The organism is Janthinobacterium foliorum (assembly GCF_978021625.1).
In genome coordinates, this window is sequence record NZ_CDXDQE010000008.1 from 40,870 (window position 1) to 56,183 (window position 15,314).

Annotated in this window: 9 protein-coding genes and 2 tRNA genes; 9 read left to right on the forward strand and 2 right to left on the reverse strand. The window is 62.2% G+C overall.

Features of this window, described 5'->3' with window-relative positions; all coding sequences use genetic code 11:
* Positions 1–215 precede the first annotated feature (215 nt).
* From clpP to ACZ92H_RS16950, 7 genes are all read left to right on the forward strand, one after another.
* Positions 216–833 carry an ATP-dependent Clp endopeptidase proteolytic subunit ClpP gene (gene clpP, locus ACZ92H_RS16920; RefSeq protein ID WP_374106865.1) on the forward strand — a complete coding sequence of 206 codons (618 nt, stop codon included), beginning with the start codon at positions 216–218 and terminating at the stop codon, positions 831–833.
* A gap of 200 nt (positions 834–1,033) precedes the next feature.
* Positions 1,034–2,302, forward strand: coding sequence for an ATP-dependent Clp protease ATP-binding subunit ClpX (gene clpX, locus ACZ92H_RS16925; RefSeq protein ID WP_076568804.1), 1,269 nt, complete (start codon positions 1,034–1,036; stop codon positions 2,300–2,302).
* A gap of 274 nt (positions 2,303–2,576) precedes the next feature.
* On the forward strand, positions 2,577–4,988 hold the full coding sequence (lon, locus tag ACZ92H_RS16930; protein ID WP_465050289.1) for an endopeptidase La: 2,412 nt from the start codon (positions 2,577–2,579) through the stop codon (positions 4,986–4,988).
* Positions 4,989–5,192: 204 nt separating this feature from the next.
* Entirely contained in the window at positions 5,193–5,465 is a 273-nt protein-coding gene (locus ACZ92H_RS16935) for an HU family DNA-binding protein (protein ID WP_010398442.1), read from the forward strand.
* A gap of 124 nt (positions 5,466–5,589) precedes the next feature.
* Positions 5,590–5,666 (forward strand) — tRNA-Asp (locus ACZ92H_RS16940).
* 17 nt (positions 5,667–5,683) lie between these two features.
* Positions 5,684–5,760, forward strand: a tRNA-Asp gene (locus ACZ92H_RS16945).
* Positions 5,761–6,183: 423 nt separating this feature from the next.
* Positions 6,184–8,106, forward strand: a complete 1,923-nt coding sequence (locus ACZ92H_RS16950; protein WP_465050290.1) for a SurA N-terminal domain-containing protein — start codon at positions 6,184–6,186, stop codon at positions 8,104–8,106.
* Positions 8,107–8,312: 206 nt separating this feature from the next.
* On the opposite strand, the gene ACZ92H_RS16955 is transcribed toward ACZ92H_RS16950, so the two are convergent.
* Positions 8,313–9,002, reverse strand: a complete 690-nt coding sequence (locus tag ACZ92H_RS16955) for an arylesterase (protein ID WP_465050291.1) — start codon at positions 9,000–9,002, stop codon at positions 8,313–8,315.
* On the opposite strand from ACZ92H_RS16955, the gene ACZ92H_RS16960 reads away from it, so the two are divergent.
* Complete coding sequence (locus ACZ92H_RS16960) at positions 9,001–9,753, forward strand: ABC transporter ATP-binding protein (protein WP_465050292.1); 753 nt, start codon at positions 9,001–9,003, stop codon at positions 9,751–9,753. The genes ACZ92H_RS16955 and ACZ92H_RS16960 overlap by 2 nt on opposite strands.
* 295 nt (positions 9,754–10,048) lie before the next feature.
* On the opposite strand, the gene ACZ92H_RS16965 is transcribed toward ACZ92H_RS16960, so the two are convergent.
* Entirely contained in the window at positions 10,049–11,596 is a 1,548-nt protein-coding gene (locus ACZ92H_RS16965; protein ID WP_465050293.1) for an NAD(P)H-hydrate dehydratase, read from the reverse strand.
* A 131-nt stretch (positions 11,597–11,727) separates the two neighbouring features.
* Here ACZ92H_RS16965 and ACZ92H_RS16970 point away from each other — a divergent pair, with 131 nt between their 5' ends.
* Complete coding sequence (locus ACZ92H_RS16970) at positions 11,728–15,309, forward strand: hydantoinase B/oxoprolinase family protein (RefSeq protein WP_465050294.1); 3,582 nt, start codon at positions 11,728–11,730, stop codon at positions 15,307–15,309.
* Positions 15,310–15,314 lie beyond the last annotated feature (5 nt).

Genomic DNA, 15,314 nt, shown 5'->3' on the forward strand with positions numbered 1-15,314 from the left:
TTGGTATTGGGATGCCATGATAGCTTTTAACACCTGACGAAACCGTAGCGAGCGGATGGAAGTTGTGGCTGAGAAGCGGAACTGTGCGAATGCACGGGGACGCCGGCTCAGTGAGCAGCGGAGACCGCACACGCGACGCGCAGTAGGTTTTGTCAGGTGTCCCAAGGTGGTGGTAGCATCCCCTAACTGCTTCACAAGGAAATGAAATGACAGGTATGAACCGTAATCCGGCGCTGGACACAGAGATGCTCGGCCTGGTGCCGATGGTGGTGGAACAAAGCGGTCGCGGCGAGCGCTCGTATGATATTTACTCGCGCCTGCTGAAGGAGCGCTTGATTTTCATGGTTGGCCCGGTCAATGACCAGATGGCCAACCTGGTTGTCGCCCAGCTGCTGTTCCTGGAAAGCGAAAATCCGGAAAAGGAAATCTCTCTCTACATCAACTCGCCAGGTGGCTCGGTTTCGGCCGGCATGGCCATCTACGACACCATGCAGTTCATCAAGCCGGACGTCTCGACCCTGTGTACCGGGATGGCCGCCTCGATGGGTGCCTTCCTGCTGGCCGCCGGCGCCAAGGGCAAGCGTTTCTCGCTGCCAAACTCACGCATCATGATTCACCAGCCGTCCGGTGGTTCGCAAGGCATGGCGTCGGACATCGAGATTCAGGCAAAGGAAATTCTTTACCTGCGCACCCGCTTGAACGGCATCATGGCCGAGCGCACGGGCCAGTCGATCGAACAGATCGCCAAGGACACCGACCGCGACCGTTTCATGTCCGCCGACGAGGCTGTTGAGTACGGCTTGATCGACAAAGTGTTGACCAGCCGCGCTTGATGAGCCCCTACCGGTATTGCTAAGCAAGTAAGTAAACGCCCGGGCGCTCAAACGTTCGGGCGTTTCGCTTTTATTTCGGGTAGCATGGAGCTTGTGCACGTTGTTGACTTGCGCCATGGGTCGTTGCCTTTACGAGCAGCAACTGTCATCCGGCTTGCGATTTTGCAATATTGTTAATGCAGTTCCAACCAAAATGCCTTATGTCAGACAAAAAATCCTCTAGCGGCGAAAAATTACTGTATTGCTCGTTCTGCGGCAAAAGCCAGCACGAGGTGAAGAAACTCATCGCCGGCCCGTCCGTGTTCATTTGCGACGAGTGCATCGACTTGTGCAACGACATCATCCGTGATGAAACGTCCAGCATCGAGACGGTGACCGGTACCAAATCCGACCTGCCGACGCCGCAAGAAATTGCCGCCTTGCTCGACCAGTACGTGATCGGCCAGCAGACTGCCAAGCGCATCCTGTCGGTGGCGGTGTACAACCATTACAAGCGCCTCAAGCACCTGGGCAAGAAAGACGACATCGAACTGGCCAAGAGCAACATCTTGCTGGTCGGTCCTACCGGCTCGGGCAAGACCCTGCTGGCACAGACCCTGGCGCGCATGCTCAACGTGCCGTTCGTGATCGCCGACGCCACCACCCTGACCGAAGCCGGTTACGTGGGCGAGGACGTGGAAAACATCATCCAGAAGCTGCTGCAAAGCTGCAACTATGACGTCGAGAAAGCCCAGCGCGGCATCGTCTACATCGATGAAATCGACAAGATTTCGCGCAAGTCCGACAATCCGTCGATCACGCGCGACGTGTCCGGCGAAGGCGTGCAGCAAGCCTTGCTGAAACTCATCGAAGGCACGATGGCTTCCGTGCCGCCACAAGGCGGCCGCAAGCATCCGAACCAGGATTTCGTGCAGATCGACACGACCAACATCATGTTCATCTGCGGCGGCGCCTTCGATGGCCTGTCGAAAGTGATCGCCAACCGTTCCGAAAAGAGCGGCATCGGCTTCTCGGCCACCGTGCGCAGCAAGTCGCAAAGCTCGGCCAGCGAACTGATGTTGCAAGCGGAGCCGGAAGATCTGGTCAAGTTCGGCCTGATTCCGGAACTGGTGGGCCGTCTGCCCGTCATCGCCACGCTGGCGGAATTGACGGAAGAGGCGCTGATCCAGATTCTCGTCGAGCCTAAGAATGCGCTGATCAAGCAGTATTCGAAGCTGCTCGAGATGGAAGGCGCGGAACTGGAGATTCGTCCGGCCGCCCTGCACGCGATCGCCCGCAAGGCGCTGGCGCGCAAGACCGGTGCCCGTGGCCTGCGTTCCATCCTGGAACATGCTTTGCTGGACGTCATGTACGAACTGCCGAGCGAACAAAATGTGGTGAAGGTCGTCATCGACGAAAATACCATCACCAGCGGAGCCAAACCTTTGTTGATTTACCAAGAGACTGCCAAGGCCTCCGGAGAAAATTGAAAACTGCCCACACAAATGCATAAAAAGGGTTTTGATTCCTTAAGGCATGGCAGTACAATTTAAATCAATAATGGTGCAGGCTTCAATCGTAAAGCCACTCGCGGCGCTTCGCTGCGCGTGGCTTTTTTATCATTGAACTTGCGCATTAGAGTCATGCGGGTGTGTTTTGCGAAATAGACAGTGATGTTTGTTTCACAGAATTATTTATTCTCGCCGGTCTTGTGTTTTGGCAGCGAGCGCCAACATCGTAAACACGCTTTCTATAAGGTACGCCATGACAACTTCCAAATTAACTGAGCAAACTCAACTGCCGTTATTGCCGTTGCGGGATGTCGTCGTTTTCCCGCATATGGTGATACCGCTGTTCGTTGGCCGTCCAAAGTCGATCAAGGCGCTGGAAGCTGCGATGGAGCAAGGCAAGAGCATCATGCTTGCCGCTCAAAAAGCAGCCGCGAAGGACGAGCCGTCTCCTTCGGATATCTATGAAATTGGCTGCGTCGCCAATATTCTGCAAATGCTGAAGCTGCCCGATGGCACCGTCAAGGTGCTGGTCGAAGGCGCGCAGCGTGCCCGTATCAACCACATCAGCGATGCGCCGACGCACTTCATCGCCGACCTGACGCCGCTCGAGTCCGAGCCGGGCGACGAGTCGGAAGTCGAAGCCATGCGCCGCGCGATCGTGCAGCAGTTCGACCAGTACGTCAAACTGAACAAAAAGATCCCGCCTGAAATCCTCGCATCCCTGTCGGGCATCGACGATGCCGGCCGCCTGGCCGACACGGTGGCTGCGCACCTGCCGCTCAAACTTGAGCAAAAACAGGTCATCCTGGAAATTTTCAGCGTGGCCAAGCGCCTCGAGCACCTGCTGGGCCAGCTCGAAGGCGAGCTCGACATCCTGCAAGTGGAAAAGCGCATCCGTGGCCGCGTCAAGCGCCAGATGGAAAAATCGCAGCGCGAGTACTACCTGAACGAGCAAGTCAAGGCGATCCAGAAAGAACTGGGCGAGGGCGAAGATGGCGCCGACCTCGACGAGCTGGAGAAAAAAGTCGCTTCGGCAAAAATGCCGAAGGAAGCGCTCGACAAGGCCACCAACGAGCTGAAAAAACTCAAGCTGATGTCGCCGATGTCGGCCGAAGCCACCGTCGTGCGCAACTACATCGATACCCTCGTCAATTTGCCTTGGAAAAAGAAATCCAAGGTCAATAACGACTTGTCGAATGCGGAAAAAGTGCTCGAAGGCGACCACTACGGCCTCGACAAGGTCAAGGAACGCATCCTGGAGTACCTCGCGGTGCAACAGCGCGTTGACAAGCTGAAAGCGCCCATCCTGTGCTTCGTCGGTCCTCCGGGTGTCGGCAAGACGTCGCTGGGCCAGTCCATCGCCCGCGCGACGAACCGCAAGTTCGTGCGCATGGCCCTGGGTGGCGTGCGCGACGAAGCGGAAATCCGTGGCCATCGCCGCACCTACATCGGCTCGATGCCGGGCAAGATCCTGCAATCGCTGTCGAAAGTCGGCGTGCGCAACCCCCTGTTCCTGCTCGATGAAGTCGACAAGATGGGCGCCGATTTCCGTGGCGATCCGTCCTCGGCCCTGCTGGAAGTGCTCGACCCGGAACAGAACCACACGTTCTCCGACCATTACATCGAAGTCGATTTCGACTTGTCCGACGTGATGTTCGTGGCGACGTCGAACTCGTACAACATTCCGCCAGCCTTGCTGGACCGCATGGAAGTGATCCGCCTGTCCGGTTACACGGAAGACGAAAAGACCAGCATCGCGCAGCGTTACTTGCTGCCGAAGCAGATCAAGAACAATGGCTTGAAGGAAGAAGAAATTTCGGTGGCCGAATCGGCGCTGCGCGACATCATCCGCTACTACACGCGGGAAGCCGGTGTGCGTTCGCTCGAGCGTGAAGTGTCGAAGATCTGCCGCAAGGTAGTCAAGATGCTGCTGCTGAAAAAATCCGACAAGAAAGTCATCGTCAACTCGAAGAACCTGGATAAATTCCTCGGCGTGCGCCGCTATGATTTTGGTGTCGCCGAGAAAGAAAATCAGGTGGGCCAGGTGGTCGGTCTGGCATGGACGGAAGTGGGCGGCGATCTGCTGACCATCGAAGCCGTATCGATGCCGGGCAAGGGCGGCGTCATCCGCACGGGCACCCTGGGCGACGTGATGAAGGAATCGATCGAGGCGGCCCGCACCGTCGTGCGCAGCCGTTCCGCGCGCCTCGGCATCAAGCCGGACGTGTTCGAGAAGAGCGACATCCATATCCACGTGCCGGAAGGCGCGACGCCGAAGGATGGTCCTTCGGCGGGCGCAGCCATGACGGTGGCGATGGTGTCGGTCTTCACGGGCATTCCCGTGCGCGCCGACGTGGCGATGACGGGCGAGATCACCTTGCGCGGCGAAGTGCTGCCGATCGGCGGCTTGAAAGAGAAGCTGCTGGCGGCCCATCGCGGCGGCATCAAGACGGTGCTGATTCCCGAGCAGAATGTGAAAGACCTGGCCGAAATTCCGGACAACGTCAAGAACAAGCTGGAGATCGTGCCCGTGCGCTGGATCGACAAAGTGCTGGAAATCGCGCTCGAACGCATGCCTGAACCATTGACGGAAGTCGCTGCCGTGGAGGCTGTCACGGCCGCGGCGGCCAAGCCTGACACGGCTGGCGAGGTAGTAAAACACTAACGTTTTACCCCTGTTTTCCCCAAACAAGCGCTTTTAGAGCGCTTGTTTTATATTGAAACGTGAATTGCGCCCCCAAAGCGCTTGACACATATACAGTGTGGCTTGTTTAATACGCCTGCACATTTTTTTCGCCGGACAGCTGTGGTGCCAAAAGTGCCGCAACGATACGGTAAACGTTTTATACCTTTGTAATTGGGGATGCTAGTGAACAAGACTGAATTGATCGACCACATTGCTGAAAAAGCTGACATTTCCAAAGCCGCCGCTGCGCGCGCACTCGACGCTGTTATCGGCGGCGTGACGGAAACTTTGAAAAACAACGACAGCGTGACGCTGGTTGGTTTCGGTACTTTCTCGGTCAGCGAACGCGCTGAGCGTACCGGCCGCAATCCGCGTACCAAAGAAGCGATCACGATCGAAGCTGCAAAAGTCCCGAAATTTAAAGCTGGTAAAGCTTTGAAGGATGCTGTAAACTAACGGACTTCGGTGAGGTGACAATCACCGGAAACATTTGGCGGCGCTTTCGGGTGCCGCGATTTCAGGGTCGACGTTCTTGAATGACGATCCTGAAAACAAATGCAAGTAGTACTGTGTATTTTTCGGAGTGGTAGTTCAGTTGGTTAGAATGCCGGCCTGTCACGTCGGAGGTCGCGGGTTCGAGTCCCGTCCGCTCCGCCAAAAAAATACGCTCTTAAGGAGTGGTAGTTCAGTTGGTTAGAATACCGGCCTGTCACGTCGGGGGTCGCGGGTTCGAGTCCCGTCCGCTCCGCCAGAATATGGAAACCCGCGCTGCTGAATAAGCAGCGCGGGTTTTTTGTTTATGCGTCCGATTATCTTCGCGCGGTGACGCTTTAAATCTTTGCAGTGCCGTTCTGAATAAAGAAGGCGCGTGCATTTAAATCCCCTTTAAGCTGGATCGGGTTTAATGGCCGAGCTCGGCTTCCCGCCGGGACTGCCCGCGCCTGCGCCGCCGGGGCAGGGCGCCGCCCCTGATTTACTCTTGCTATAGCGCTATGGGCATTGTAGAATCAGGAGATAATGGCTTGGGCGTCAGAATCCTGCTTTAGTTCCAGCGCCAAGTTGTTGAATCTAAAGGGGAAGTGGACATCTGTCCCGTCCATTCCGCCGAAGAAATCAAGGCGAACGCATGTTCGCCTTTTTTTATAGTGATCCACTCATCCCGAATTGGCTGACCATGTTTGAATTTATTCGTACCCATCGACGCTTCATGCAGTTTCTCTTGATGCTGGTGATCGTCCCGTCTTTTGCACTGGTCGGTATCAGTGGCTACCAAAGCTTCGGCGACGGCGCGAACACCATCGCCAAGGTCGGCGATCAGGTGATCACGCAGCAGCAATATGAAGAAGCGCAACGCCAGCAGATCGACCGCTACCGCCAGATGATGGGCGCGCAGTTTGATCAGAAAATGTTCGACACGCCGGAAGCGCGCCAGAGCATCCTCGACAACCTGATCGCCGAGCGCGCCGTGGCCGCCGAAGTGGGCCGCAGCCACCTGGTCATCAGCGACGCCGTGCTGCAAAAGGAAGTGCTGGAGATCCCCGGCTTGACCCTGCCAGATGGCAAGTTCGACCTGGAGCGCTACAAGGCCATGCTGGCCGCGCAAGGCATGACGCCGCAGATGTACGATGCGCGCCGCCGCAGCGACCTGGCCCTGCAGCAACTGGCTGGCGCCGTGCAAGGCACGGCCTTCGCCCCGAACACCGTCTCCAAGCGCCTGTCGGACATCACCTCGGAAGAGCGTGAAGTGCAGGAGCTGCTGTTGCCGATCGCCCAGTACGTGTCGGAAGTCAAAGTGACGGACGCCATGGTCAAGGCTTTCTATGACAAGAACAGCAAGTTCTTTGAAATCCCGGAACAGGCGAAGATCGAATACGTCGTGCTCGATGACAGCGCTGCCAGCGAGCAAGTCGACGTCACCGACGCCGACGTGACGAGCTACTACGCGAAAAACCAGAAAGCCTATACGACGGAAGAAGCGCGCCAGGCCAGCCATATCCTGGTGGCCGTGAAGAAAGACGCATCGGCCGCCGACAAGGCTGCCGCCAAGGCCAAGGCCGAAGCCATCCTGGCCGAAGTGCGCAAGGCGCCTGCCAGCTTTGCCGCCGTGGCGAAAGCCAAGTCGGAAGATCCGGCGTCCGCGGAACAAGGCGGCGACTTGGGCGTGATCGGCAAGGATGGCCTGCCAGCGCCGCTGCTGACTGCCGTCTCGAAGCTCAAGCAGGGCGAGATCAGCGATGTTGTCGCGTCCGATTTCGGCTTCCATATCCTGACCGTCACCTCGCTCAAGCCACAGCACGTCAAGGCGCTGGACGAAGTGCGCGGCGAGATCACGGCTGACCTGCGCAAGCAGTTCGCCGCCAAGAAATACTCGGAAATGGCGGAAACCTTCACCAACACCGTGTACGAGCAGTCCGATAGCCTGAAGCCAGCCGCTGACAAGCTGAAACTGAAAGTGGAAACCGTCGCCAACCTGTCGCGCACGCCGTCGCCGGCACTGGGCAATGCACCGTTCAACAACGCCAAGTTCCTGACAGCCATCTTCTCGAACGACTCGCTGAAGGACAAGCGCAACACGGAAGCCGTGACCGTCGCGCCAAACGTGCTGATCGCTGGCCGCGTGGTGGAATTCAAGCCGGCATCGAAGCGTCCGCTGGCCGAAGTCGAAGCGATGATCCGTCAGCGCGTGACGATGGAAGAAGCGGAAAAGCTGGCGAAAAAAGCCGGCGAAGCCAAGCTGGCCGCCTTGAAGGCATCGGGTGACGCCACCGGTTTCGGCGCCGCGCAATGGGTGTCGCGCAGCAAGCTCGACGGCATCAACCGCGCCGCCATCGCGCAAGTCATGAAGGCCGACACCAGCAAGCTGCCAGCGTACGTGGGCGTGGACCTGCCAGCGCTGGGCTACGGCATCTACCGCATCAGCAAGGTGCAGCAGCCGGAACAAGTGGATGCGGCGCGCCGCCAGCAAGAGAAAGACCAGATCAGCGGCATCCTGGCACAACAGGAAATGTTCGATTACGTCGAGTACCTGAAAGCCAAGGCCAAGGTGAAGATCGTCAAGCCATTGACGGCACCAGCCGCCGCACCGGAAGCGCCGTAATTAGTTTCCATGCATAAAAATAGCCGCTCACAGAGCGGCTATTTTTTTGTCTGTGGAGTATGCGTGCCATGGCGTCTTCCATGGTTGCCGGCGTAAAGCTGGGGTCAGTCGCTTCGCGATCGGAATACGCGCCATTGGCGCATATTCCCCCGTCGGGTCTGACCCCTGATTTCTGCCTCGGGTTCAATGTAACGTCAACAACAGGCTTATTTAGCCCCCAGCAACGGCGCCAGGCGCGGCCAGATATTTTTCAGAATCGCCGGATGCGCCTGCGCATTCGGATGCATGCGGTCCGCCTGGAACAGCTGCGGCTGGTCAGCGATGCCTTCGAACATGAAGGGCACCAGGGGCGCCTGCCATTCCTTGGCCAGCTTGCCGTACATGGCGTAAAACTTGTCGCCATAGTCGCGGCCATAGTTCGGCGGCATGCGCATGCCGACCAGCACCACTTGCGCGCCAGCCTTTTTCGACGCTTCGCCCATGGCGCGCAGGTTCGCCTCGGTGGCGGCCAGCTGCAAGCCGCGTAAGCCGTCGTTGGCGCCCAGTTCGATCAGCACCACGTCCGGCTGGTGTTTCGCCAGCAGGGCAGGCAGGCGCGCGCGGCCGCCACTGGTGGTCTCGCCGCTGATGCTGGCATTGACGATGCGCGTGGCGTTCTGTTGCGCCTTGAGCCGCTGCTCCAGCAGCGCCACCCAGCCCGTGCCCCGAGCCAGGCCGTACTCGGCCGAGAGGCTATCGCCGAGCACCAGCAGCGTTTTTGGTGCAGAATAGGCGTTCGCCATGCCTGCCCCCAGGAGCAGGATTGCCGCAGGAAGCAGGGCCAGGGTGCGCCGCCGCAGGCGGCTGCCGCCCTTGACACTTATTTGTTCACGAAATTTTTTAAGATAGATCAGCATGCCTGAATTCCCTAAAGCGACTTCCACCAACTTCCTCCCGTCCGAAGCAGCGGCCCAGCGGCCCGCCGCAACCAACAGCCAAAATGCGCAGCCGGCCATCGAAGTGGTCCAGCTGGCCAAGCGCGTACCCGATGCCGATGGCGAGCTGACCATCCTGCATCGCGTCGATTTTACCGTGCAAACGGCCGAGACGCTGGCCATCGTCGGCGCCTCCGGTTCCGGCAAGTCCACCTTGCTGGGCTTGCTGGCGGGACTCGATACGCCCAGCGAGGGCAAGGTGATGCTCGACGGCACGGATATCTTCGCCCTCGATGAGGATGGACGCGCCGGTTTTCGCAAGGAAAAGCTGGGCTTCGTGTTCCAGTCCTTCCAGCTGCTGGCGCACCTGACGGCGCTGGAAAACGTCATGCTGCCGCTGGAACTGCGCGGCGACCCGCAGGCGAAGGAAAAGGCGCAAGCCATGCTGGGCCGCGTCAACCTGGGCAGCCGCCTGAAGCACTACCCGAAATACCTGTCCGGCGGCGAGCAGCAGCGCGTGGCCCTGGCCCGCGCCTTCGTGACGGAGCCGCCGCTGCTGTTTGCCGATGAACCGACGGGCAGCCTGGATGCGGCCACGGGCGAAGCCGTGATCCAGCTGATGTTCGAGCTGAACCGGGAACGGGGCTCGACCCTGGTGCTCGTCACGCACGACAGCTCGATCGCTGCCCGCTGCGGACGCACGATTACCATTGCGGCGGGCCGGCTGGTGTGATGGCTGGCGGGCGGCAGGGCGGATGACGCCTCGCCCCAACCTGCGGATCCACCCGGCTGTTTGCGCGCGATGGCCATTGCGGCGGGACGCATGCCGCTCATGTTTGTCGGATTACGCGTTCCGCTAATCCGACCTACGTTCATGCTCGATTGCGGCGCGCTGCGGGTGGACGGTGGCCATTGCGGCGGGATGGCTGCCGCAGATGCTTGCCGGATTGCGCGTTGCGCTAATCCGGCCTGCATTCGTCGCCATGTGCAGGTTGGATTAGCCCGCAGGGCGTAATCCAACATCTGGCTCAAGCCAGCGACAAGGCATTGATCAATTTGCGGATCGCCGGGATCAATTCCCCCGCCGTCAGGCCGATCGGCCCCGCGCCCGATGCCACCAGCGCGTCGGCGGCCGCGCCGTGCAGCCAGACGGCGCCGATGGCCGCTTCCCATTCTGGCCAGCCCTGCGCCAGCAGGCTGCCGCACAGGCCCGCCAGCACGTCGCCCGTGCCTGCCGTGGCCAGGGCGGGGCCGCCCGTGTTGTTGACCACCACACTGCCATCCTGCGCGGCGATCACCGTGCCCGAGCCTTTCAAGACGACGATCACGCCCAGCTGCGCCGCCAGCTGGCGCGCCGCACCGAGGCGGTCGGCCTGCACTTCGGCCACCGTCATGTCGAGCAGGCGGGCCGCTTCCAGCGGGTGCGGCGTCAGGATGGTCGCCCCGGCCCCCGCGCGCACGGCCAGCGCCGACTGCAGTTCCGGCTCGGCCGCCATCAGGTTCAGCGCGTCCGCATCCAGCAGCAGCGGGCTGTCGCTTTCGAACGTCCGCTGCAGCAGTTCCACCGTATCGACATCGTCGCCCAGGCCCGGTCCCGCCACCAGCGCGGCGAAGTGCAGGCCGGAGAAGTCCACGTCCTTCGCGCGGCGGCACATCAGTTCCGGCTGGCCGCTGTCGAACGGGGGCGGAGAGTCGGGAAAGGCGATGTAGACGCGGCCCGCGCCCGCATGCAGGGCCGTGCGGGCCGACAGGATGGGCGCGCCCGCCATGCCGTGCGCGCCGCCGATGACGGCCACGCTGCCATAGCTGCCTTTGTGCGTGTTTTGCCGGCGCGGCTGCAGCTGGCGCGCGAACAGGTGCAGGCCGTTCAGCTGCGCCTTCGCCGCGGGCAGCAGGGCGGGGTCGATGGCCAGCGCCGCGACTTCCACTTCGCCCGCATGATCGCGGCCGTTCGCCGTGTGCAGGCCGGGTTTGTCGCCGATGAAGGTGAGCGTGTGCGTGGCGCGGATGGCGACGCCGTCGACGGCGCCCGTGTCCGCGTGCAGGCCGCTGGGCACGTCGAGCGCCAGCACGGGGCAATCGAGCTGATTCACCAGCTGGACCACCTCGCGGCATTCGCCGTCGAGCGGGCGCGACGCGCCGATGCCGAACAGGCCATCGATCACCAGATCCCACGGCGCCGCGCCCACGGCCGCCGACGCCATGCTGGTATCGGCGTCGATGAAGCGCGCGGCACTGTTGCGGGCGCGGCTCAGTGCCAGTGCCCGTTCGGGCGAGGTGGCGCGCGCCTCGGGCGCCAGCCATACCAGCACTTCGATGCCGCTGCCGGCCAGGTGCATGGCCGCTTCCAGCGCGTCGCCGCCATTGTCGCCGGGGCCGGCGAGCACCAGCACGCGGCTGTGTCCCGCGCTGTCGCCTTCTTCCTGGCGGTGCAGCAGTTTCAGCGCGGCGCTGGCGGCGGCCTGGCCGGCGCGCTGCATCAGCAAGCCTTGCGGCAGCTCTTGCAGTGCTGCCTGTTCGATGGCGCGCAGTTCGGCGATGGCGTACAAGGGATGTGCGGAGTCGGTCAGTGGCATGTGTGTCTTCCTGTTGTCGGTATGCTTGCAACATAAGGCCGATCGGCGTGGAAGGCAAGGCGCGCACGCCTGAAACGCCCGCTGATTTGGCGGCTACAATAGCCATCTCACTCAGACTTGGGGGCAAGGCGATGGATTGGCAATTCTGGATCGACCGGGGCGGCACCTTTACGGACATCGTGGCGCGCCGTCCCGACGGCAGCCTGGCCACGCACAAGCTGCTGTCGGAAAATCCGGGCCAGTACCGCGACGCGGCCCTGGCCGGCATGCGCCAGCTGATGGGTCTTGCGCCCGATGCGCCGCTGCCTGCCGGCCAGCTGGGCGCGATCAAGATGGGCACGACGGTCGCCACCAATGCGCTGCTCGAACGCAAGGGCGAACCGACGGTGCTGGCCATCACGCGCGGGTTCCGCGACGCCTTGCGCATCGCCTACCAGAACCGCCCGCGGCTGTTTGCCCGCCAGATCGTGCTGCCCGAACTGCTGTATGGCGACGTGATCGAACTCGATGAACGCATGGGCGCGCACGGCGAGGTGGTCACGCCGCTCGACGAGGCGGCCGCGCGCACGGCGCTGGAACTGGCGCATGCGCGCGGCTTGCGTTCGATCGCCATCGTCTGCATGCATGGCTACCGCCATCACGCGCACGAGGCGCGGGTGGCGCAACTGGCGCGCGAAACCGGTTTTACGCAAGTATCCGTCTCGCACGAGATCAGCCCCATGATGAAGCTGGTGGCGCGCGGCGACACCACGGTGGTCGACGCCTACCTGTCGCCCATTTTGCGCCGCTACGTCGACCAGCTGGCGCAGGAGCTGCCCGGCGTGCACCTGCAATTCATGCAGTCGAACGGCGGCTTGACGGATGCGCGCGCCTTCCAGGGCAAGGACAGCATCCTGTCCGGCCCCGCCGGCGGCATCGTCGGCATGGTGCGCGCCAGCGCGCTGGCCGGCTTCGACAAAGTCATCGGCTTCGACATGGGCGGCACCTCGACGGATGTGTCCCATTACGCGGGCGAGTTCGAGCGCGTGTTCGAGACGCAGATCGCCGGCGTGCGCATGCGCGCACCGATGATGAGCATCCACACGGTGGCGGCGGGCGGCGGCTCCATCCTGCACTTCGACGGCGCCCGCTACAAGGTGGGGCCGGACAGCGCGGGCGCCAATCCCGGCCCCGCCAGCTACCGGCGCGGCGGCCCGCTGGCCGTCACCGACTGCAACGTCATGCTGGGCAAGCTGCAGCCGGCGTTCTTTCCCCGCGTCTTCGGCCCCGACGCCGATGAGGCACTGGACGTGGCCACCGTGCGCGCCCAGTTCGAGGCGCTGGCGCGCACGGTGGGGAGCACGGCGGAGCAGGTGGCCGAAGGCTATATCGCCATCGCCGTGGGGAACATGGCCAACGCCATCAAGCAGATTTCCGTGCAGCGCGGCCATGACGTCACCGCATACACCTTGACCAGCTTTGGCGGCGCGGGCGGCCAGCACGCCTGCCTGGTGGCCGATGCGCTGGGCATGCGCACGGTCTTCATCCATGCCCTGGCGGGCGTGATGTCGGCCTACGGCATGGGCCTGGCCGACCAGAGCGCCATGCGCGAGCGGGCCATCGAGGCGGTATTGGGTGCGGATCTTGCGGACGATTTCGCCGCGCTGGGCGAACTGGCGCAAGGCGACTTGCTGCGCCAGGGCGTGGAACGGGAACGCATCGCGCTGATTTCGCGGGTGCACCTGCGCTACGAAGGCACGGATTCCCCCTTGGTGGTGCTGTTCGATAGCGTCGCCGGCATGCAGGCGCAGTTCGAAGCGGCGTACAGGAAGCGCTTTTCCTTCCTGATGCCGGCGCGAGCGCTGATCGTCGAGGCGATCTCCGTGGAAGCCATCGGCGCTTCCGACGCGCCGCAGGTTGGCGCACCGGCGTACGCGGCGCGGTTGGGCGCGCTGGCGCCCGTGCAGACGGTGGACATGTATTGCGCGGGAGCGTGGCGCGCCAGCGGCCTGTATGCGGCGGACAGCCTGCGTCCCGGCGACGCCATCGACGGTCCGGCCATCGTCAGCGATGCCAATGCCACCACCGTCATCGAGCCGGGCTGGCGCGCCGACGTCACGGCGCAGGGCCATTTGATACTGCGCCGGGTGGCCGCCTTGCCCGGGCGGCGCGACCAGGGTTTGCAAGCAGCGACAGACGCCGACCCCGTGATGCTGGAAATTTTCAACAATCTGTTCATGTCGATCGCCGAGCAGATGGGACTGCGCCTGCAAAATACGGCCCATTCCGTCAACATCAAGGAGCGGCTCGATTTCAGCTGCGCCATCTTCGATGCTCAAGGCAACCTCATCGCCAATGCGCCGCACATGCCCGTGCACCTGGGCTCCATGGGCGAGAGCATCCGCACCGTCATGACGCGCAATGCGGGGCAGATGCGGGCCGGCGACGTGTACATGCTCAACGACCCTTACCACGGCGGCACGCATTTGCCCGACGTGACGGTGATCTCGCCCGTCTTCGACGCCGACGGCAGCAGCATCCTGTTCTACGTGGGCTCGCGCGGCCACCATGCGGACATCGGCGGCACCACGCCCGGCTCGATGCCGCCCGACTCCACGCATATAGGGGAAGAGGGCGTATTGATCGACAATTTCAAGCTGGTCGACGGCGCCACGGGGCGGCTGGCGGAAGAAGAAACGCTGGCCCTGCTGGCGGGCGCCAGCCATCCCGCCCGCAATCCGCGGCAAAACCTGGCCGACCTGCGCGCCCAGGTGGCGGCCAACCGGAAGGGGGCGGACGAACTGCATAAAATGGTGGCGCATTTCGGCCTCGACGTGGTGCAGGCCTATATGCGCCACGTGCAGGACAATGCGGAGGAAGCCGTGCGCAGGGTCATCACGACCTTGAAGGATGGCGGTTATACCGTGGCGCTGGACAACGGCGCGCGCATCCAGGTGGCTATCCGCGTCGACGCGGCGCAGCGCAGCGCCACCATCGATTTCACGGGCACTTCCCGCCAGTTGCCGAACAACTTCAATGCGCCGTCCGCCGTCTGCATGGCGGCCGTGCTGTACGTGTTCCGCACGCTGGTGGACGACGAGATACCGCTCAATGCCGGCTGCCTGAAGCCCTTGACCGTCATCATTCCGCCCGGCTCCATGCTCAATCCCCAGTATCCCGCCTCCGTCGTCTCGGGCAACGTGGAAACCTCGACCTGCATCACCAACGCCCTGTATGGCGCGCTGGGCGCCATGGCGGCGTCGCAGGGCACGATGAACAATTTCACGTTTGGCAGCGACAAGTACCAGTACTACGAGACGATCTCCGGCGGCTCGGGCGCCGGCCCCGGTTTCGACGGCACGGACGTGGTGCAGACCAATATGACCAATTCGCGCCTGACGGATCCGGAAATCCTGGAGTGGCGTTTTCCCGTGCGCCTGGACGGCTACAGCATCCGTCCCGGCTCCGGCGGGGCGGGGCGCTGGCACGGCGGCAATGGCGGCGTGCGCAGGATGCGCTTCCTGGAAGCGATGACGGCGGCCATCCTGTCGAACAACCGCATCATTGCTCCGTTCGGCATGGATGGCGGCGAGGCCGGCGCATTGGGGAAAAACTATGTCGAGCGGGCCGACGGCACGGTCGAGCACTTGCCGCATATTGGCAAGGCGCAGATGCTGCCCGGTGACGTGTTCGTCATCGAGACGCCCGGCGGCGGCGGTTTCGGCGCGCCCTGAGGCAG

Coding starts and splice junctions, on each gene's coding strand:
- clpP (WP_374106865.1), top strand. CDS start 216: ATGAACCGTAATCCGGCGCTGGACACAGAGATGCTCGGCCTGGTGCCG.
- clpX (WP_076568804.1), top strand. CDS start 1,034: ATGTCAGACAAAAAATCCTCTAGCGGCGAAAAATTACTGTATTGCTCG.
- lon (WP_465050289.1), top strand. CDS start 2,577: ATGACAACTTCCAAATTAACTGAGCAAACTCAACTGCCGTTATTGCCG.
- ACZ92H_RS16950 (WP_465050290.1), top strand. CDS start 6,184: ATGTTTGAATTTATTCGTACCCATCGACGCTTCATGCAGTTTCTCTTG.
- ACZ92H_RS16960 (WP_465050292.1), top strand. CDS start 9,001: ATGCCTGAATTCCCTAAAGCGACTTCCACCAACTTCCTCCCGTCCGAA.
- ACZ92H_RS16955 (WP_465050291.1), bottom strand. CDS start 9,002: ATGCTGATCTATCTTAAAAAATTTCGTGAACAAATAAGTGTCAAGGGC.
- ACZ92H_RS16965 (WP_465050293.1), bottom strand. CDS start 11,596: ATGCCACTGACCGACTCCGCACATCCCTTGTACGCCATCGCCGAACTG.
- ACZ92H_RS16970 (WP_465050294.1), top strand. CDS start 11,728: ATGGATTGGCAATTCTGGATCGACCGGGGCGGCACCTTTACGGACATC.